At 52.1% G+C, this 19,983-nt stretch carries 17 protein-coding genes and 1 pseudogene; 4 read left to right on the top strand and 14 right to left on the bottom strand.

What is annotated here, in order from left to right:
• Window position 1: 1 nt before the first annotated feature.
• The 6 genes from galU to VN24_RS15515 form a co-directional block, all read right to left on the bottom strand.
• The gene (gene galU / locus VN24_RS15545) at window positions 2-910 is read right to left on the bottom strand and encodes a UTP--glucose-1-phosphate uridylyltransferase GalU (RefSeq protein WP_045671136.1); all 909 of its coding nucleotides are present in this window, start codon (window positions 908-910) and stop codon (window positions 2-4) included.
• Between the two features lie 254 nt (window positions 911-1,164).
• Window positions 1,165-1,851 carry a CpsD/CapB family tyrosine-protein kinase gene (locus VN24_RS15540; RefSeq protein WP_045671135.1) on the bottom strand — a complete coding sequence of 229 codons (687 nt, stop codon included), beginning with the start codon at window positions 1,849-1,851 and terminating at the stop codon, window positions 1,165-1,167.
• Window positions 1,832-2,587, bottom strand: a complete 756-nt coding sequence (locus VN24_RS15535; RefSeq protein ID WP_045671134.1) for a YveK family protein — start codon at window positions 2,585-2,587, stop codon at window positions 1,832-1,834. The genes VN24_RS15540 and VN24_RS15535 overlap by 20 nt, the downstream gene beginning before the upstream one ends.
• Window positions 2,588-2,909: 322 nt before the next feature.
• Window positions 2,910-3,332, bottom strand: a complete 423-nt coding sequence (locus VN24_RS15530; protein WP_045671133.1) for a hypothetical protein — start codon at window positions 3,330-3,332, stop codon at window positions 2,910-2,912.
• A gap of 586 nt (window positions 3,333-3,918) precedes the next feature.
• Window positions 3,919-4,329 (bottom strand): GtrA family protein, encoded by a 411-nt coding sequence (locus VN24_RS15525; protein ID WP_052702986.1) that lies wholly within the window; start codon window positions 4,327-4,329, stop codon window positions 3,919-3,921.
• Window positions 4,330-4,807: 478 nt separating this feature from the next.
• A complete protein-coding gene (locus tag VN24_RS15515) occupies window positions 4,808-5,563 on the bottom strand; it encodes an MBL fold metallo-hydrolase (protein WP_045671130.1) in 756 nt (251 codons plus the stop codon).
• A gap of 482 nt (window positions 5,564-6,045) precedes the next feature.
• On the opposite strand from VN24_RS15515, the gene VN24_RS15510 reads away from it, so the two are divergent.
• Window positions 6,046-6,276, top strand: coding sequence for a hypothetical protein (locus VN24_RS15510; protein WP_045671129.1), 231 nt, complete (start codon window positions 6,046-6,048; stop codon window positions 6,274-6,276).
• Between the two features lie 762 nt (window positions 6,277-7,038).
• Here the strand turns inward: VN24_RS15510 and VN24_RS15505 are convergent.
• The gene (locus tag VN24_RS15505; RefSeq protein ID WP_045671128.1) at window positions 7,039-8,766 is read right to left on the bottom strand and encodes a diguanylate cyclase; all 1,728 of its coding nucleotides are present in this window, start codon (window positions 8,764-8,766) and stop codon (window positions 7,039-7,041) included.
• A 191-nt stretch (window positions 8,767-8,957) separates the two neighbouring features.
• Here VN24_RS15505 and VN24_RS15500 point away from each other — a divergent pair, with 191 nt between their 5' ends.
• A complete protein-coding gene (locus VN24_RS15500; RefSeq protein ID WP_045671127.1) occupies window positions 8,958-9,944 on the top strand; it encodes a lipoate--protein ligase in 987 nt (328 codons plus the stop codon).
• A 112-nt stretch (window positions 9,945-10,056) separates the two neighbouring features.
• On the opposite strand, the gene VN24_RS15495 is transcribed toward VN24_RS15500, so the two are convergent.
• The 7 genes from VN24_RS15495 to VN24_RS15465 form a co-directional block, all read right to left on the bottom strand.
• Window positions 10,057-10,464 carry a DUF2500 domain-containing protein gene (locus tag VN24_RS15495; RefSeq protein ID WP_052702985.1) on the bottom strand — a complete coding sequence of 136 codons (408 nt, stop codon included), beginning with the start codon at window positions 10,462-10,464 and terminating at the stop codon, window positions 10,057-10,059.
• Window positions 10,465-10,582: 118 nt separating this feature from the next.
• The gene (locus VN24_RS15490) at window positions 10,583-11,569 is read right to left on the bottom strand and encodes an ABC transporter ATP-binding protein (RefSeq protein ID WP_045671126.1); all 987 of its coding nucleotides are present in this window, start codon (window positions 11,567-11,569) and stop codon (window positions 10,583-10,585) included.
• The gene (locus VN24_RS15485) at window positions 11,566-12,636 is read right to left on the bottom strand and encodes an ABC transporter ATP-binding protein (RefSeq protein ID WP_045671125.1); all 1,071 of its coding nucleotides are present in this window, start codon (window positions 12,634-12,636) and stop codon (window positions 11,566-11,568) included. Before VN24_RS15485 ends, VN24_RS15490 begins: the two co-directional genes overlap by 4 nt.
• On the bottom strand, window positions 12,603-13,598 hold the full coding sequence (locus tag VN24_RS15480) for an ABC transporter permease (protein ID WP_045671124.1): 996 nt from the start codon (window positions 13,596-13,598) through the stop codon (window positions 12,603-12,605). The genes VN24_RS15485 and VN24_RS15480 overlap by 34 nt, the downstream gene beginning before the upstream one ends.
• The gene (locus VN24_RS15475; protein WP_045671123.1) at window positions 13,595-14,566 is read right to left on the bottom strand and encodes an ABC transporter permease; all 972 of its coding nucleotides are present in this window, start codon (window positions 14,564-14,566) and stop codon (window positions 13,595-13,597) included. Before VN24_RS15475 ends, VN24_RS15480 begins: the two co-directional genes overlap by 4 nt.
• A 224-nt stretch (window positions 14,567-14,790) precedes the next feature.
• Entirely contained in the window at window positions 14,791-16,476 is a 1,686-nt protein-coding gene (locus VN24_RS15470) for an ABC transporter substrate-binding protein (RefSeq protein WP_045673354.1), read from the bottom strand.
• Between the two features lie 536 nt (window positions 16,477-17,012).
• Complete coding sequence (locus VN24_RS15465) at window positions 17,013-18,239, bottom strand: MFS transporter (RefSeq protein ID WP_045671122.1); 1,227 nt, start codon at window positions 18,237-18,239, stop codon at window positions 17,013-17,015.
• A gap of 382 nt (window positions 18,240-18,621) precedes the next feature.
• On the opposite strand from VN24_RS15465, the pseudogene VN24_RS15460 reads away from it, so the two are divergent.
• Together VN24_RS15460 and VN24_RS15455 are read left to right on the top strand one after the other, a co-directional pair.
• Window positions 18,622-19,173: pseudogene (locus tag VN24_RS15460) on the top strand (zinc-binding alcohol dehydrogenase family protein); the annotation flags it as partial.
• 193 nt (window positions 19,174-19,366) lie between these two features.
• Window positions 19,367-19,981 carry a fumarylacetoacetate hydrolase family protein gene (locus VN24_RS15455; RefSeq protein ID WP_238590706.1) on the top strand — a complete coding sequence of 205 codons (615 nt, stop codon included), beginning with the start codon at window positions 19,367-19,369 and terminating at the stop codon, window positions 19,979-19,981.
• The last annotated feature ends 2 nt before the right edge of the window (window positions 19,982-19,983 follow it).

Below are 19,983 nucleotides of genomic sequence, written 5' to 3'. Positions count from 1 at the left end.
TTTATTCCCCCTTTGCCGACAGCAATTGTTTACCGATTTCCCTTTCAAAGAGCCCTTCCAACTCGGTAATTAAAGCATGGCGCAGTTCAGGTCTGCGAAGCGCAAATTCGATGGTCGTCATAATAAAACCGAGCTTCTCGCCCACGTCGTACCGAACGCCTTCGAAATCGTAAGCGAACACGCCATGATCGACATTCAGTTTCTGAATCGCGTCCGTAAGTTGAATTTCGCCTCCGGCGCCCCGTTCCTGATGACCCAAATATTCAAAAATTTCCGGCGTCAGCACGTATCTTCCCATAATCGCCAAATTCGAGGGCGCCTGTCCGATCGGCGGCTTTTCCACGAAACGATTCACCTGGTACAGACGGCCGAGCGCTTCCGTTTCGATCGGATCTACGATTCCGTAACGGTCCGTTTGATCGACGCCTACCGTTTGGACACCGATAACCGAACGGCCGGTACGGTCATATTGGTCGATGAGCTGCTTCGTGCACGGAACCGCCGCATCGACGATATCGTCGCCGAGCAGTACGGCGAACGGTTCGTCGCCGATAAAATTGCGTGCGCACCATACCGCATGGCCAAGCCCTTTCGGTTCTTTTTGCCGGATATAATGGATTTCCACATTGGAGGAACGCCGTACCTTTTCCAGGATTTCCAGCTTTCCTTTTTCCTGCAGCGTCTGTTCGAGCTCAAACGCGATGTCGAAGTGGTCCTCGATCGCCCGTTTTCCTTTTCCCGTCACGACGATAATGTCCTCAATACCCGATTCGATTGCTTCCTCGACGATATACTGGATGGTGGGCTTGTCTACGATCGGGAGCATTTCTTTGGGCATTGCTTTTGTTGCCGGCAAGAAACGGGTACCAAGTCCAGCTGCAGGAATAATCGCTTTTTTCACTTTTTTCATCGTATTCACCCTATCCTCTATTATTTTTTTCTGTCTAGACTAAAAGTGTCAGCTATACTCTCCATGAAACCAAAGAGCATAGCTCACACTTTCAGAAATCGAATCGTTATGAAAGAACGGGCATCGAACCCATCCTCACACCACACCCTTGACGATGAACGTCTAAGGTCTGCAACATGCAAGACCCACAGCGTGGCCGAGTGCCTACGTTGATAAAGGTACAGTAGGCATCACCTGAACTTCTGTCCTCTCGCTTACTCGGCTGTTTCACGGTAGTAATAGTAGTAACCGTCTTTGCTTTTCTTCACGTTGTTCAGCACGACGCCGATCAGCTTCGCATTAACCCGCTCAAGACTTTCCTTCGCTTTTCGTACCAATTCGCGCTTCACTCTGCCTTCCTGTACGACGATAACGACGCCGTCGCACACCGAAGACACAATAAGCGAGTCGGCTACAGCGAGAACCGGGGGCGTATCGAAGATGACCATGTCGTAGGCGCCCTTCATTTCATTCACAAAAGCTTTCATCTTCTGCGAAGCGAGCAGCTCTGCCGGATTGGGCGGTATCGTCCCCGAAGGCAATAACGATAAGTTAATTACTTCCGTACTTTGAATCGCATCGGACGGACGAATCTGACCGGTAATGACGCTTGTCAAACCGACCCGGTTAGATAAGCCGAAGATTCGATGCATCGTCGGTTTTCGCAGGTCCGCATCGATAAGCAGCACTTTTTTGCCTTCCTGTGCATACGTGACGGCCAAGTTGGATACCGTCGTGCTTTTGCCTTCGCCGGATTGAGCGGATGCAACCATCAACACGTTTATTTTGTTGTCGATAGATGAAAATTGGATGTTGGTGCGCAGCGTCCGGTACGCCTCTGAAATCGGAGATTTGGGCGTATGCAATGTCACCAAATTGGAATTACTGATTAGCCGCGGCATATTTACCCTCCCCTACCGGTTGCTTTTGTGAAGCCGAAGGCTTTCGTGACTGGCTTCCACTGGCTTCAAACTTCGTAATCATCGCCAGCATCGGCAGCTCCAGCACGCTTGCAATATCCTGCTCCGACTTGATGGTGTCGTCCAAATAATCGAGCAGAAAAGCAAGGCCGACCGCCAGCATAAGCGACACGATGAAAGCGACCAAAATATTTAGCGTCGGCTTTGTATTAATGGGGGCCGTTGCATCATCAACCTTTGCGGTACTTAAAATCGCAACGTTATCGACCTTCATGATCGAAGGGATTTGATCCTTGAACACCTTGGCAATCGCATTGACCGCTTTGGCCGCTTGCGTATAGGAAGTGCTTGTGAACGAAAGGTTCATGACTTGCGAATCGCTGGCCGAGCTGACCGAAACCCTGCTTGCCAGCACATCGGAAGACATTTTTAAATCCGGATAGATCTGAGCCACCTTATCCATAATGGCCGCCGATTTAATAATTTCCTTGTAAGAATTAATCAGTTTAATATTCGTCTGAACATCGCTGTAATTGAGCGTTTGCATTCCGTTGCCGATCATCGTCTGCTGATTCACGACAAGCTTCGTATCCGCCTTATATACCGGGGTTGTAAAATAATAGCTTTTCACAGCGGTTAACGAACAAACGACTGCAACAATTGCAATAATCATCCATATACGCTTCGTTATGATGCGGCCATACTCTTTAAGTTCCATCCCAGATCCTCCAATGTCGCTATTTTTACCCATTCATTTTGAAATGCGGTCCAGTTCTAAGGCACTCCTCCATTTTTTCTAATTGAATAACTAATTTGATTAAAGTTATTCAATTCGAGAACTAAAAGGCATAACAAATGACTTTTGCAGCGGCAACGAAAATTGTGCGAACTTTTTTGAGATGATTATATTCAATATGAATAACTTTGTAAACTACTAATTTTCCATTGATTGCTTTTTATACTTCCTAAAGATTAGATTAATTCAACAATGACAAAAATAATTATTCCAATTTGAGGATAATCATTCGTTCTATACAATTTCAATAAACATCAGAAGGGAAAGATTTCATAAAATCTTTCACGGATCCTCCCTGCAGCACATAGTCCATCAGCTCTTCGCATCCGGCCGTCATTCCCGATTTTTGCAGCAGCAGCGTCATCAGCTCGGCCAGATCGATCCTCGGCTTTTGGTCTGACGGCACATAACGGTTCTTGTTGTAGTCATAGACAAACTCTTTGCGCAGCGGGTATTCCGTATAAAAGAGCAGTTCCGCCAGCGTCTGTCCGCTTGCGTTCTCGCTTCCGGCACCGAGCGTTTCATCGTCGGCGAGAAATTTCAAAAACTGTTTCAGCCGGATCTTTTTTTGCTCCTGTGCTATTAAAGCATGCAGGCTCTCTTTCGTCTCTTCCATCTGTAAACTCAAATCACGGTAATCATTGATTAAAGCAAGGTTAGCTGTCATCTCAAATCCCTCCATTTGAATCCTTTACAGAATTGCCGTCAAACCAGCCGTACTCGCGTATTGCGCAAGCAGAAGAACTAAATTTCCCGTGAAAAGGCAACTTTACCAGCGAAAACCCGCTTGCCTTTTCTTTAACGTCAGAAAGAATCGGTTGGGCGGGTTTATTCTATGTGTCGATTATGACACACAAAGTCGCATCAGCTTGAGGGGAAAAAGTCACTTTTAGGTTAGTCATTCAAGTTCATTTTTTTCAATTCGTTTCCAAGTGCCCATTACCTATTTTTCGGAAAGGAATCTTTAATGCTTCTCTCATTTTTTAACGGAACCGATAAGCTCCATTTCGGCGGGAACAAATGCAAGCGCTTTAAAAAATTTGTCTGTTTTGTGACTTCGGACTCAGGGTCCATCCGCAGCGAACAGCCCAAAAAAGCCCGCGTGATGCGGACTTCCGGGCGGCAGATATGATTTAGATCACCTTTTTAAAATTACTTTTTATGCGTATCGCGACCCTATCGAGAGGGACTTTAGCCGGATCGTCCTATAATGCCGGGAAAAATGTCAGGCTGTTTCCGTCCCGCATTCGACATCATTCGTCTTTCGCCGTTTCGGAAGAAACGAGCGTCTCCGCCTCCCGGAAAACCCAATACCGGTTCGCGGCATAACCTGCCGCCGTAGCGATGACGACAGCGATTGCTTTCGCTGCGAGGGCATTCCACTGCAATCCGGAGTGCAAAATGGCAAGAACCGCCGTCGAAATTCCGAAAGTAAAGCCGTTTACCGCCAGAAATTTCAACGCTTCTCCCGCGCTGACTCCCCCTCTGCGCTGAAACGTCCATTTCCGGTTGACCAAATAACTGTTGATCGTTCCGCAGGCGAAGCTGATCGTCTGCGCGAGCAAATAGTTGACGCCGAGCAGCGCATTCAGCAGACCAAAGACGGCGTAATCGATCACCGTATTCAAGCAGCCGGTTAAGGCGAATTTAATCAATGTGCCCACGATTGGCGCACTCCTTCCCTGACTTTCGTTTGCATTTGCCGGTCACCAAAACTTTTTTTTAAAATTAAATCCGGTTGGCTGTTTCAGATCATTCTTCCGCGGTTAATCAGTTATTAGCGCTAAGAATAAATGCAAGGAGGTCATGAAGCCCGCCAAAATAACGTCTAGCATGACAGCCATACTCCTACTTGCCGATCGACGTACGAAGCGTTTTTTTGCAAAACGTAAGCTTGGACACCGGCTGTTCGAAGTCGACCTGCAGCTGACGAGCGACGGTTACTTGGTCACCCGGCACGACTGGAGCGTATGTATGTACGGGCAAGTTGAGAGCATGAAGAGAATATGCCTGTCTACGTACATACTAGCGTACTATGATCACTGCGGTTATTCAACGGGTTAAGCCGACGCTAACGTGCAGTGATGATATTGGGCAGAAAAAAAGAGGGCTGTGCCCTCGAAGTTAATGATTAACGCGCGACTAGCGTGCGACACCTTGAGCGGCAAGCTCGGTAATACGGGCGGACGGATTACGGTCATACAATCCGCCATGGTAACAAACGACGCGCTGGGCCGGTAATCCGGTCAGCTTGTGGAGGGACGCGATAGCAAGCGGCATATCCGGCGTCGCCTGTTCCGCAGGCCCTTCCAGCTCCCCGTTCACAACGCGCAACTCGTCGGCCGCTATCAGAATCCGATCCTGCTCCAAATAGAAGCAGAGATGTCCGGGCGTATGTCCCGGTGTATGAATGACCCGGATCCCCCCGTGGACCGGCAGCAGCTCGCCATCCACAACGATCCGGTTTACTTTGCCGAACGGAGGATGCGCAAGCATCGCTTCCAGCTTCTCCTTTATTTCCGGCGGAGCGGATTGCAGCATCGGAGCGAGCCGTTCGCGGTTGAACTTCAGCATCGGAATTTCGCCTTCGATATAAGGGCGGTCATCCGAGTGGGCGAATACTTCTACGGAAGGGGGCAATTCGAGCAGCAGTTCCGGCAGTCCGCCCATATGGTCGATGTCTTGATGGGTGATCAGAATACGTTTGATATCCGAAGGTTCCACTCCCGCTTCACGGAGCGCGGCCGCCAAATTGCCGTATTGCCCCGCCATGCCGGCATCGACGAGGGTCGGTCCGTCCTCGCCTGTAATCAACACAGGCGAAATGATGCTTTTCTGGCCGCTTGAGCCCACCAATTCAATCTCCAGCATTGTAACTTGATCCGATAATTTTTTCATAGGTACGATCCCGCCTCTCCCGCAGAAATGTTAGTTCCTCATCTTCGTGATCCCCGCAGCCCGTCTCGTTACCAATATATGCGTTCATCATCAATTATTACTTTAGAGCTTAATAATTTTATCACATTCGTTAAGTTATCGTAAACTATTCAACACGATGATATCTTCCATTATAGGGCATCCCTAAAACATACATATAGCATCCCTAATAATAGGCCATGACGCAGGCGATGCGGATATTGGCTTTTTTTAGCTGCAGAGCTCCAATTGATAAAATTTTGGACCAGACACGTTTCAACAAAGGAAATGGTGGTTGTGCGTAGAAAACAGAAGTGTCGTCTTTCGTGACCGACGGAGGGAAGCCGGTTGCTTGCGCGCACTGAACTTTCAATGTCATAAAATTATAATGCACTTTTAAGAATCTATTAATCTTTCTCGGCTATACTAATAATAATCATTTTAATGGAATTGGAGTGGTTAAGATGAGAACGATGATTCTGTTTCAAAATAAAAACATCCCCGTCTACTTTAATGAACAAAACAACAAAAAAGCGCTTGATAAATTGGCTGAAGTGTTGAACCGCAAGCTGATTACGGGAAAAAACGCCTTGAAAAGCTGTATTAAATCGCTGATCAGCGTGGAAATTAGCGGCAGCGAGGCGACGCTCCATACGTTTAACGAGAAGGATACCCTCACGATCTCGCTCTACTAAGGGCGCCGATTAAACAGAACCGACGGCCCACTAGTCGATACGCAAATAGTGCGACCGCCGTTCTATTACCTGTCCTATTAATAGTAGGAACTCATTTCACTTGCTCATCAGCTTCAAAAAACCTTCAAAACGAACCGGTCAAGGGTTAACTTTGACCGGTTCGTTTGCTTTTGAGGTCTAGCTTGTCTTCAGCCGATTGCAGCCAAGGGAGAGGCCACTGACCTCAACGCTCCCTTGCCTCAAACCTTGAAGCAGGAAGCGACGGAATCCCCATTCCGATTAGACCCTCAGCCGCCAAATTGCCGGGAACCCCTGACCCATGGAACCCGGCAAACGCCGGGAACCCCGTGTATTGAATTTCTTACGGATCTAATAGACTCTATTTAAAAGAAAGGAAGCATATGAAAAATGTAACGGATCCAGCGGAGCCTATTCCCGGAAAAAGGCCGTACTTTCGTCTATTTATCGCCCCATAACGGCTCTGGTATCCGTTACGATCGAGAAATGGGCTTTTTGTTGCAAATAACGGTTTTGAGATCCGTTAGGATCGTCGCCGGCCAGTCTCAGGACTGGCCTCAGGACTGGCCTCATGAATTCGATCCTTTTTGGGCTGGCCGGCCTCTTTCGATTGTGATGCATGCGGTTCACCACTGCCATGCGACGCTACACCGCACACTGGGAGCTCCCGCGGTGCGAGAATTTCCGCCATCTGCACACTGGGAGCTCGCACGGTTCGAAAAATTCCGTCATCTCGGCCGCACTTTAGCTTGGGTCCGAAGGAAGGTTGAGCAGCCTTCGCACAAGCAACGACAGCTCCACCGGCGAGAACGGCTTGGCCAGAAACTCATCCGCTCCAAGCGCTGCGGCCCTCTTCGCGGCCGCAGTGTTGTTTCTGGCCGTCAGCAGGATGCTCTTTACGTGACGAATGCTTTTGCCGGGAAGCTCGTCCCGGATCATCCGAAGCAGCTCAAACCCGCTGCGGCCGGGCATAACGGCGTCCAGCAGGCATAGATCGACCGAGCCGGCCAACAGTTCCTTATAAGCCGCTTCGCCGTCGTGTACCGAAACGAGATCGATGGGAAGCGGCTCCAGGCTGCTGACAAGAATCGAACGGAGAATGTCGTCATCGTCGGCGACGAGCACTCTCGGCCGCCGTAATTCCGGAATGGAACCGGAGCTTTCTTGTCCGGTTGCGGCTAAGAGAACACGGTTTCTGCCCTGATGCTTTGCATCGTACATCGCCTTATCGGCGCGGTTAAGGCATTCTTCCCTTGACAACCCCGGCAACCATTCGCATATTCCGGCTGAGAACGTGATCCGGTATTCACTCTCCTCGTCGCGGGCAATAACCGCCCCATGCACCTGCTGCCGGATATCCTCCATCAATCTCAGCGCTTCGTGACCGCCGGTCGCCGGAAGCATCAGCACAAATTCTTCGCCGCCGTACCTCGCAACGAGATCCGATCCTCTGACACTGCGCTGCAGCAAATGCGCCAGCCCCTGCAGCACCATATCGCCGACGGCGTGCCCGTAAGCGTCATTGATTTGCTTGAACCGGTCGATATCGATAAAGACGACCGACAGCGGGGCCGGGTAGCGTTCCACCCGCTGAATTTCCGCGCTGAACTGATGATCGAAATAGCGCCTGTTGTACGCGCCGGTAAGCGGATCGCGAAACGCCATATTTTCAACGTTCTTCGAGCGGGTCAGAAGCCCGTATATACGCGCGGACAGCTCCTCGTACTGAAACGGCTTCGTGACATAGTCGTCCGCCCCCAAGTAAAAGCATTGAACCTTATCCTGCAGATCTTCCCGTCCCGACAGGACGATCAGCGGCAGCCATTTCAAGGTTGCGTCTTCCTTCAAATATTCGAACAGGTCATAACCGGACTGGGGCGACATCATCAAGTCGAGCATGACAAGATCGAACTTCCATTCTCTCAGCAGCTTCTTCGCGCTTTCCACGTCGGCTGCTTCCATAACGGTGTAACCGTCCAATTCCAGCCGGCTCCGCAAGTAAGACCGCAGCACATCGTCATCGTCGATGACAAGCAGCCGGCCGCTGGCGGTGAGCTTGGGGCCGATGCGCCCTCCGCGCTTTTCCATCTCCAGCTCTTTGCTCGATACTTCGTATTCAAGCAGCATCTGATTGAGTAAGCGACTGCTCCGCTCCAGTGATTCTTCAATTAAACGGCCCGCATCTGAGGCCGGGTTGTCTTCCTGCGTCCACTCCCAAACATCGGCCAGCTCTCCGAAAACGGTTCCGATGCGCTTCAATCCGAATATCGGCGCACTGCCTTTCATCGTATGAAAAATACCGTAAAGTTTCGAAGCATCGGCGCTGTGACCGTTACGAAGGCGCTGTATTAAGGCCGCAATCAAATTCAGCTGGCCTTCCAGCTCGCGAATAAACCGTTCGCGTCCTTCCCGCAGAAGCCTCTCACTGCGCTCCTGCTTGTTCACTCTGCTCTGCTCCTGAGGTACGAACATGCAGCATTCACTTCCTTAATCATTCGATTTCATCCGATTCCGCCGTCGTTCTACCATAGCGAAAATTGCCGTTAATTCTTATTTAATGCGGTTTTGTGTCCCCTGTCAATGAGAATGAAACAGACCCTTGTTGCAGCGCATCCACGGTTGTAATAAAGTGGAACTATTCATAGCCTAAGGGGGAACAACTTATGCTGTTTGTGGACAACCGCAATATCCACGATCCGTCGCTTAATTTGGCGCTTGAGGAATATATTCTCCGTAAGCTGCCTGAACACAACGACTATTTGCTTTTTTATATTAACGGACCTTCCGTCATTATCGGCAAAAACCAGAACACCGTCGAAGAGATCAATGCCGAATATGTGGAAGCAAACGGCATTCAAGTGGTCCGCCGTCTTTCGGGAGGCGGAGCGGTCTATCACGACACCGGCAACCTGAACTTCAGCTTTATAACGAAAGATGACGGTCAATCATTCCGCAATTACCGCAAATTTACAGAGCCCGTTATTAAAGCGCTCCATTCGCTTGGCGTCGAGGCGGAGCTGACGGGCCGCAACGATATTCAGGTCGGGGAGCGCAAAATTTCCGGCAATGCCCAATTCGCCACACGCGGCCGGATGTTTACGCACGGCACGCTGCTGTTCAACTCCAACATCGAGCACGTTTCTTCCGCCCTTAATGTCAATCCCGAAAAATTCAAATCGAAGTCGACGAAATCGGTGCGCAGCCGCGTGGCCAATATTTCCGAATTTTTGAGCGAATCGCTCACGGTCGAGCAGTTTAAGGCCAAGCTGCTCGAGGCTATATATAATGGAAAGGACGCAACTTCCTATGAGCTTGACGAAGCCGATTGGGAAGGCGTGCTGCAAATTGCCGAGCGGCGGTACCGCAACTGGGATTGGAATTACGGACGTTCGCCCGCATTTAATATGCGCCAGGTCAAACGGTTCTCCGCCGGAACATTCGACGCAAGATTGAATGTCATCGACGGCAAAATTGCCGAAGCCGTCGTATACGGCGACTTCTTCGGTCTTGGCGAAGTTTCGGAAGTGACGGAGAAGCTGATCGGTGTCCGTTACGACGCGGACGCGGTTAAAGATGCACTCGCAGGCAGCGATATTTCGTATACGTTCGGTCCGATTACGATGGAAGAGTTTCTCAGTCTGCTGTTCTAAAGCCGGCAGTCCGATTATTATCGCGGGGCTTCATGCGCCATGCGTCCAAACAAAAAAACATACGTCTCCCGTATGTTCTAATGGTCTCCTATAATGGTCTCCAAATACAGGCTCAGCCCATCTGGCCGAGCCTGTTGTTGTCGCGATCGAACCCGAAATAGCGCGTTCCCTGGAACGTCAATTTTCCTAGATCGCCCTCGGCGATCAAGCCGTAATTGCGCCCTTCGATCGCAAACTCCATCCGGTCGCCGCTTTCCACTTCGAATGTTACATAGTACGTATAAGATTGCGTCTGCTGAGACGCATTATCGTCGCCGCTGTGGCGGCGGGTTTGCGCCTCGAACCGCCTGCCCACAACAAGGGCGCGAACGGACAGCACCGGCTGCTTGTTGTTCCGGTTCCAGAGATGAAGCGTGCGGAACAAGCCGGCTGCCACAATGACGGCGACTGCGATCATAACGACCGTCATAAACGGACCGGTGAGCGAAGTCAACGGATCGGCATCAACATGGATTCCCATCGGTGTTCCCCTCCTGATGATTGGACATTATGGACCAAACCGCTTCTCCTCTACTCATCCTATGCCGTACCAGACCAACCATGCCGAGCGGACAAAAGAAAAAACAAAAAACTTTACCTTATGACAGCGGAAAGTGGCAGGCGACAGCCCGGCCCGACTCGTCCTGCAGCAGCAGCGGCTCCTCGATCCGGCATCTCTCAGCGGCCAACGGGCACCGCGGGTGAAAGCGGCAGCCGGACGGCGGGTTGGCCGGCGACGGAACGTCCCCCTGCAGCACGATCCGCTCCCGTTTGCGGTCCGGTTCCGGCCGCGGGATCGAAGAGAGAAGCGCGGCGGTGTACGGGTGTCGCGGCGCGGCGAACAGCGCTTCGGTCGGGGCTACCTCCACCAGCTTGCCGAGGTACATGACGCCGACCCGCTCGGAAATGTGGCGGACAACGTTTAAGCCGTGGGCAATGAACAGAAACGTCAGCCCCAGCTCCTTCTGCAGCTTCCGCAGCAGGTTGAGCACCTGCGACTGAACGGACACGTCGAGCGCGGATACCGCCTCATCCGCCAAAATAAATTGGGGACTCAGCGCAATCGCGCGCGCAATGCCGATCCGCTGGCGTTGTCCGCCGGAAAATTCGTGCGGATACCGGTTGCGCCTGGACGCATCGAGTCCGACCAGCTCCATCAGCTCCACGACGCGGTCGTCCATCTGGCGTGCCGTCATTTTGCGGTGAATCCGCAGCGGCTCCGCGATCAAATCCCGTACCAGAAAGCGCGGATTGAGCGAGCCGAACGGATCCTGAAAAATAATTTGCATCCGCTCGCGCATCCTGCGCATCTCCGCGTGTCCAAGCCCGGTCACATTGGTGCCGTCGAAGATGACGTCCCCTTCGGTCGCCCGCTGCAGCTGCAAAATGACGCGGCCAAGCGTCGACTTGCCGCACCCGGATTCGCCGACCAAGCCGAACGTCTCGCCCTTTCGGATCGACAAGCTGACGCCATCGACCGCTTTCACCTGTCCGACAACCCGGTTCAGCAGTCCTTTTTTGATCGGAAAATATTTTTTCAAATGCCGCACTTCAAGAAGCTGCTGCTCCGCTTGCTGCACGCTCATATCCGTTCCCCCCGTTTCACGGCATTCTGTTTGTCGCGCACGCCAAACTTGACGGTCACTTTGTTCCCGGTCTGGGCGGAACCGGCAGAGACAGATTCGTCATAGAGCCAGCAGGCCGCTTTATGATCGTCCCCCAAACGAAAGAAACCGGGATCCTGATTTCGGCAGCGGTCCATCACATAAGGGCAGCGCGGATGGAAGCGGCATCCGGATGGAAGCTGGCTGATCGGCGGAATGGTTCCTTGAATCGTGTACAGTTCCTCGCCGCGATCGCCTTCAAGACCGGGAATGGAGCGCAGCAGACCGGCCGTATAAGGATGGGACGGGCTGCGGAACAATTCGGACGCCAATCCTTCTTCCACAATCGCGCCCGCATACATGACGGCGATGCGGTCCGCCATTTCCGCCGCAACGCCCATATCGTGCGTAATGAGCAGAATCGACATGCCCATTTCTTCCTTCAACCGCAGCAGCAGATCGAGAATTTGCGCCTGCACGGTCACATCAAGAGCGGTCGTCGGCTCGTCGGCAATGAGCAGCTCCGGGCTGCAGGCGAGCGCGATGGCGATGACGACGCGCTGGCACATCCCGCCCGACAGCTCATGGGGATACTGTCCGGCCCGGATTTCCGGCGAAGGAATTCCGACGAGGCGCAGCATTTCCACCGCCGCTTTCCACGCTTCTTCCCGGCTTTTGTTCTGATGCAGCTGCACGCTTTCGGCGATCTGATCCCCGACCGTAAAGACGGGATTGAGCGCCGACATCGGGTCCTGAAAAATCATGGCGATCTTGTTGCCGCGGATTCCGATCATCTCCTGCTGCTCTTTGCTCGCCAGTTCCTCTCCTTTAAAGCGGATGCTGCCTTCCATAATGACGCCGCCCGCGTAGTCGATGAGGCGCATAATGGACAACGAAGTGACGCTTTTGCCGCTTCCCGACTCGCCGACGATGCACAGGGTCTGTCCCGTATCCAACGAAAACGACACGTTGTCGGTCGCCTTCACCCAGTCTTTCTGCGAGCGGAACGCGGCGGTCAGATTTTCGATTTCGAGAAGCTTTTGCGCCATTTGTTCAGCCTCCTTTGCGAAAGATGCATTTTTTGCCGCGGATCGAGCGCATCGCGGACACCGTCCCCGACAAAGTTCACCGCAAGCACGACGATGAGTATGCAAAGACCGGGATAAAGCGCCTGCAGCGGATCAATGAGCATAAACTCCTGCGCGTTGCTGAGCATCAGCCCCCAGCTCGTCTGAGGCGCTTGAATGCCAAGCCCCAGATACGACAGCGCCGACTCGCTCAATATCGCTCCCCCTACCATAAGCGTCGCGTTCACGACGATCGGAAAGCTCGCATTGCGGAGCAAGTGGCGGAAAATAATGCCCCAGCTCGACACGCCGATCGCCCGGGCCGCTTCCACATACTGCATTTCCCGCAGCTGCAAAAAGGTGCCCCGCACGAGACGGGAAACGCTCATCCAACCGGTAAAAGCCAGTATGAGAATCATATAGCTGAACTTGGAGCCGAAAATGGCCAAAATGAGAATGTTCAGAAACAGCAGCGGAATCGAGTTCATTACATCGACCAGCCGCATCAGGCAGGTGTCAACCCAGCCCCCGAAGTAGCCGGAAACCGCGCCGACAAAAGAGCCGATCAGAACGGCGACGATTGCGACGAGAAAACCGACCAGCAGCGATACGCGGCCGCTGTACAGCAGCCGCGCAAAAATATCGCGGCCCAGCTCGTCGGTTCCGAGCAGATGGCCGTCCGCGCCCACCGGCAAATTCGCGTAGAGCAGATCGATTTTGGCGGGATCGTACGGTGTCAGCAGCGGAGCGGCGCACGACGCCAGCACGAACAGGACGATAATGCCGAGCCCGGTCATCGCATAGCCGTTGCGCGAAAACTTCGACCACATCGTCCGCCACGGCCCGGGCGGCCTTTTGCCCGGCCGGGACACGCTGGTTTGCTGCACCGCTCCGGTTCCCGAAGGGGAAACAACGGGATTGTCCTGGAGATCGGCTTTGCTCATGACAAGTTCCCTCCTCTGCGTCCCAGCTGTACGCGCGGATCAACGATCGCATACAAAATGTCGGCGATCAGGTTGCCGACGACGACCATGACGGCGACAACAATGGTGATTGCCATCAGCACCGAATACTCCCGCGACATGGCCATTTCCACGAACAAGCGCCCCATACCGGGCCAATTGAATACATTTTCAGTAAGCGCCGCACCGCCGACAAGGATCGATAAATCGAGCCCGAGCACGGTAATGATCGGAATGAGCGCGTTCCGCAGCGCATGGCGGAATACGACCCGTGTTTCCTTGACGCCTTTGGCGCGGGCCGTACGGATATAATCCTGTTCCAGCACCTCGAGCATGCTCGCGCGCGCATATTTGACGTACGAGGCCAGAAACCCGAGCGTCAGCACCGTTACCGGCAGGATCAGGTGCATAAACAAATCGCCGAGGTTGCCTTCCTTTCCCATCGTCCACATATCGGAGAGCGGAAGCCAGTCCAGCCGAAGCGAGAACAGCTCCTGCAGCAAAATGCCGAACCAGAACGTAGGCATCGCAAACCCGACGTAAGAAATAAAGGAGGCGGTCTGGTCGGAGAAGCCGTATTCGACGGTACTATTATAAATGCCCCAAGGAATCGCGATGACCAGCGACAAAATCCATGCCGCCCCCATCAGCACGATGGTGTTGCCGACGGTCGGCCACAGTATTTTCCCTACGGGGATATGATTTTTGAACGTATAGCCCAAATCGCCCTGCAGCAGATCGCCCAGCCAGCGGATATATTGGATGTACACCGGCCTGTCCAGACCGAGGTTATGGGCTTGAATTTTAGCGGCTTCCTGCGATAATCCCGGCGATAAAAAAATTTGCGTCGGTCCGCCCGGCGCGGCGTGAATAAGACCGAATGTAACCAGCGTAATCAGAAAAAGAACAACTACCGACTGAATGATCCGGCGGATCAGATATTCGGTCATTACGGTAACCTCCTAAAGGTTTTGCTTAAATGGCAAAACCCGCATCGTAAGCGTAAACCTCAATCAAAACGGCTTATTAAACAAGTACCCGCTTTCGGGCAGGCAAAAACCATCCGCAACCGATTCCCCTTTGCTTGCTCGATTGGAAAGCGCCTATCATTTTGAATGGCAAAAAAGGGAGGGATGTATCCCTCCCCAGGTTGCACTTACGCTGTTGTAAACGACTATTTGACCCACCAGTTGATGATGTGGAAGAAGTACCCGTAAGGAAGCGTCGGCTCCGGAGCGTCTTCCTCCGCATAGTTCACGCGTGAACCGATTCCTTCCGGCAAGCCGTATTGGTACAGGAATACGTACGGCAGGTCGGTACTGATTTCTTTGCCCACCTCGGCGTATACTTTTTTCCGGGCCTCCTGGTCAACCGTGGAGTAACCGTCCACCCAAAGCTGGTCGAGTTTCTCGTTTTTGTAGAAGCCTTGGTTTTGGCCGTTCGGCGGGAAGTATTTGCTCGAGAACGTGCTCTCACCGTCCGGATCGGGATTGTTCAGCGACCAGGCCAGCAAGATCGCCTCGTATTTGCCCGGCGTCAGATTTTGCTCTACCCAGGAGGAGAAGTCGATCGCCTTCGGCTTGACCTCGATGCCGACATCCTTCAAGTTTTGCTGGATAATGGCGGAAACCTGCTCACGGCGGCTGTTGCCGGAGTTGTACTGCAGCTCGAACGAGAAGCGGTGACCGTCCTTGGCCAAAATGCCGTCCTCGCCGGCTACCCATCCGTCTTCGGCCAGCAGTTTCTTCGCCTGCTCGACGTTGTAATCATAGTTGACGACCGAATCGGCCGGATCGGCCCACGAGCCCGGCAGGAACGGCGCGTTCATCAGCTTGCCGGTGCCTTTGAGCACATTATCGACCATGCCTTGGCGATTGATCGCGTACGCGATCGCCTGTCTCGTTTTTTGCCCCGTGAACGGTACGAATTTGTCCGGGAAGTTGTCCGCTTTAAAGTTGAAGCCCAAATATTCATACTGCGGTCCCGGCTGCAAAATGACGTTGATTCCGCCTTTATTTTTCACCGCTTCAACCTGGGTAACCGGGATCGCCTGGGTAAGGTCGACGTCCCCTTTCATCAGCGCTTGAACCTCGGTATTTTGATCCGCATAAATTTTGTAGATGATTTTGGAAATATGCGGCTTCTTCTCGCCCCAGTAGTTCGGATCGGCGTCAAAGCTGATATATTGCTTCTGCTTCCATTCCGACCATTTCCACGGGCCGTTCGTAACCGTCTTCGCCGGATCGGTGCCGTAAGGATTCGACACGAGCTCCTTCACCGGCACATCCTTCAATATATGAGCCGGTACGACCGCCGCAACAAGCACGTTCAGGAACGGCGCATAGACTTGCTTCATCGTAAATTTGACCGTGTAGTCGTCGACGACGTCGATTTGGGCCACCTTGTCGACCAGGCTGATGCCGGGAGCGCCGGCGTCGGGATTTTTGATCGTATCGAAGGTGAATTTGACGTCTTGGGCGGTTACCGGCTGGCCGTCGCTCCATTTGGCCGTATTTTTCAGCTTGACGACGTACTCTTTGCCGTCTGCGGAAATTTGCGGCAGCTCTGCGGCAAGCGACCACGGTTCGACCGCTACGTTCCCTTGTCTGTCGAAGTCGTAAATGTTCGAGTACAGGAAGTAGCCCGCGTCCCCGGAAGCGGTATCCTGCACAAAGATCGGGTTAACGTTCACGATATCCGAGAAGGTGCTGACCGTCAGCGTCCCTCCGTCCACCGGCTCGTTTGCCGCAGCGGCAGGCGGCTCCGTTGTTGTTGAGGTATTTGTCGTTCCGGTCGAAGTATTCGTTGATTCATTCGTATTCCCCCCGCCGGAATTCGATGAGGAACACCCAGCAATCATGATTCCCACCAGCGATAAAATGACAATGAGCGACAACCATTTCAACGATTTCCCCACTACTCACGCCTCCCTGTTTTTGGTAATCACTTTTTACATTGTCCAATTGTAGCATCATTTTCTAAATTAGAATATAAAAAATTTTCAGAATTTATAGTTATTAATAACTTTTCATTAATATACAGATTCTAGGGGATTAGAAAGCGCTATCATTCAACAATATTGAATTCCCTTTTCCTCAAATATATGTTTCTCTTACTAATCTTTCTTTTTCTTCCTTTCGATCACCTTACTTTATATGTAAGACGAATTGAAGACCTTCGTCTTTCCGGCCCATCTCCACGCTTGCGTTGATTCGACAAAAACCGCTAGCATCTCCCATTCCGATTAGGCCCGCTCTTTTTGCGGGTCGCTTTTTTTGTCCGCACGTTCATCGTGACAAGCGAAAAACGGCTGCAAGCCAGGGAACCTTATCTTCGGAAAAAAGAACGGCTGCAAGCCGCGGACCTTGGGTCCGCACAGCTTGCAGCCGTTCTATTTCACGCTGATCGATTACCGCCGGCAGAAGGAACAGCGGCTTTCCGGGAATCGGCGACGACGATGCAGAGCAGCAGCGCGCCGAGAGCGGCACTGACCGTGCACGACAGATGCATCAGCGGCACGCCTCCCGCTTCAATTAAATAGCCGTTCAGCAGATTGCCGATAATGCCGGCAAAACCGGCAAACACCATATTGAACACGCTTTGTCCCGTCGCCTGCATTTCCTTGCCGGCCGTCGCTGCAACAAATTCAACGGCGGCGATATAAAAGAAGCCGAACGACAGCCCGTGCAGCACTTGAATGCCGATCATAACGGCAGGAACGGGGAACAGCCATTGGATCCCCCACCGTAAAATATAGGCGACCGCCGCCAGCATGAGCATTTTTTCACGGCCTATCTTTCGGATCACAAACGCGGCGAGCAGCATGGCCGGCACATTCGTAATCGAAGCGATCAGAAGCGCGACGCCGGAGAGCCGGAACGAACCGCCGATCGATTGAAAGGCGAATACGAAAAACGAATTGAATGCCGTCAGCGTTTGATTGACAAGGAAGCAGCCCCCGAGAAAAACAAGAAAGCTTTTGTTGCGGGCAAGCTTCTTCAAGCCTTCCGAGAAAGACATCGATACGACGTACCGATCCGTCTGTTCGGGCAGCGTGCAGACGGCGAGCACACCGAGAAAAGCGAGGATCATATAGGGGACCCACAGCGAAGTGATCTGGAAATAGGACAAATAAATCCCGCCCGCAAATCCCCCCAGGGCGTAGCCGAGGCTCGCCAGGGAACGGATCGTTCCGTATGACGTGCCGGCGGCGCGGGCTGTCGCAACGGCGTACGAATCGGCAATCGGCGGCTGCGTAGCCGAAAATATCGTTGAGACCGTATAAACCAGCACCGCTACGGCAAACACCTTTGTATTATAAAAGAAGACCAGCACCGCCGGTACGGCCAAGCTTAAGCCCAGCACCAGACGGGTGCGCCTGTAGCGGTCGACAATCATTCCCCACAGAGGCTGTACAATGACCGATGCGAAGGTGCCGATCGCCATGCTCCATCCTGCCTGCTGGCCGGAAAAGCCTTGATGAATAAATAAAGTCGTCAAGTAGGGCGCCAGCATTCCGCCGGCCAGCCCCGACACCAGATAGAGCGCTCTTAACTTCAGCAATGCGATCTGCAGCTCCGATATACCGGCTGTCCATTTTGAGAAAGCAATGCTTATTTTCATCCGTTCACGCTTCTTTGCCGTAAATTTGGTCACTCTTTTTATTATAACGATAACAGCGGATGTTACAATTCAAACCTTTTGCGGCCTCTCTCTCCCCTATTAGTACGAGAAAACCTCTATCGAGGCCTCTCAGGGATGAGCGACCGCGTTTAAAGGTAGGTTTTATCGCCAAGATAGAATTTGATTTTCGCAACTGCGAAATTTATAAATTCTATCTGTGGTAAAAAAGTATCCTATATATCAAAAATGTGCATACTTACAAAAAATTATTGTTTGTACTAGTATAACAGAGAGCGGCGCACAAAAAACACCGGCCCATTGATTCGCCGCTGTGCTTATAATCTTTCACAATAAGAAAGGAAGAGTGGACACTATGGCATTGATGAAAGCCGTCGGTTTGTATCGTTATCTGCCTGTCGATGATCCGGAAAGCTTCCTCGATCTGCAAGTTGAAAAACCGCGCGTCACGGGCCGGGATTTGCTCGTTCGAGTGAAAGCGGTTGCCGTAAATCCCGTTGATTACAAGGTTCGTTCGCCCAAAGAAAAGATTGAGGAAAGCCCGAAAATTTTAGGCTGGGACGCGGCGGGAATTGTTGAGGAGGTTGGCGCGGATTGCACGTTATTTCAACCGGGCGAAGAGGTCTATTACGCCGGCGACATTACGAGACCGGGCTGTAACAGCGAATTCCATCTTGTAGACGAGAGGATCGCAGGGAAAAAGCCGGCATCGCTGGATTTCGCACAAGCCGCCGCGCTTCCATTAACAACAATTACCGCATACGAGGCGCTGTTCGATCGTCTGAACATCAGCCGCGATCCGAATGAAAATAAAAATAAAACGATTCTTATCATCGGCGCTGCAGGCGGAGTCGGATCGATTGCCACCCAATTGGCGAAATGGGCCGGGCTGGCCGTTATCGGTACGGCGTCCAGACCCAAACGACGCTGAAGGAACGACTTTCTCCGATTGATGCGCAGCAATTGCGAAAAGCCCATTCTTTACTGGAAGCCGGAAATTCGATCGGAAAAATTGTCGTTGAAAATGATTAGCTTCAAGATCAAGAAATCTCTGGTATAATTGTTGGAAAAATCGTTTCGTTTACGACGACGTTCCAAGGGGGATTACCTTGTCGATCGAGCATTGGATCAGCAAAACACGTAAAATCATCGGTGTCGGTCCGAACTTCAAAGCTTTCAGGGCCGAGAAAGGCATTACGCATTCGGAGGATCCTTTTTTATTTTTGAAATCTCCGGAGAGCTTAACGACAGATGAACATATTCATCTGCCCTTATCATTGTCTGAAATCATTTGTGAAGTGGAAATGGCCGTTATCATCGGTAAAGACGCGAAGCATATTACGGAAAAGGATGTTCCTTCCATTGTCGCAGGCTATGCGCTTGTCAATGATATGACCGCCAGCGCCCATTTTGATACGGGACGGTTCAAGATGTTTGACCGGCTTACTCCGGTCGGCCCTCTCGTGCAAGAAATTGACCCTTGCGACGTTACACTGGAAATGCGGGTGAACGGAGTACTCGTCCAACGAGATCACACAAGTCAGATGCTGTTCTCCGCTCATTGGCTCGTCTCCCATATTTCGGACATCATGACGCTGCGCGAAGGGGATATCATTTTAACCGGAACGCCGGCTAACCCTCAGTACGGCAAGGATGGCGATACGATCGAGCTCATCAGCCCGCAGCTTGGCTACACGAAGCATACCATTCATTGGGGACCTTGATG

The organism is Paenibacillus beijingensis (genome assembly GCF_000961095.1).
Taxonomy (GTDB): domain Bacteria; phylum Bacillota; class Bacilli; order Paenibacillales; family Paenibacillaceae; genus Paenibacillus_O; species Paenibacillus_O beijingensis.
Note: the sequence above shows the minus strand (reverse complement) of the source record. Positions and strands in the feature narration are given on the sequence as shown.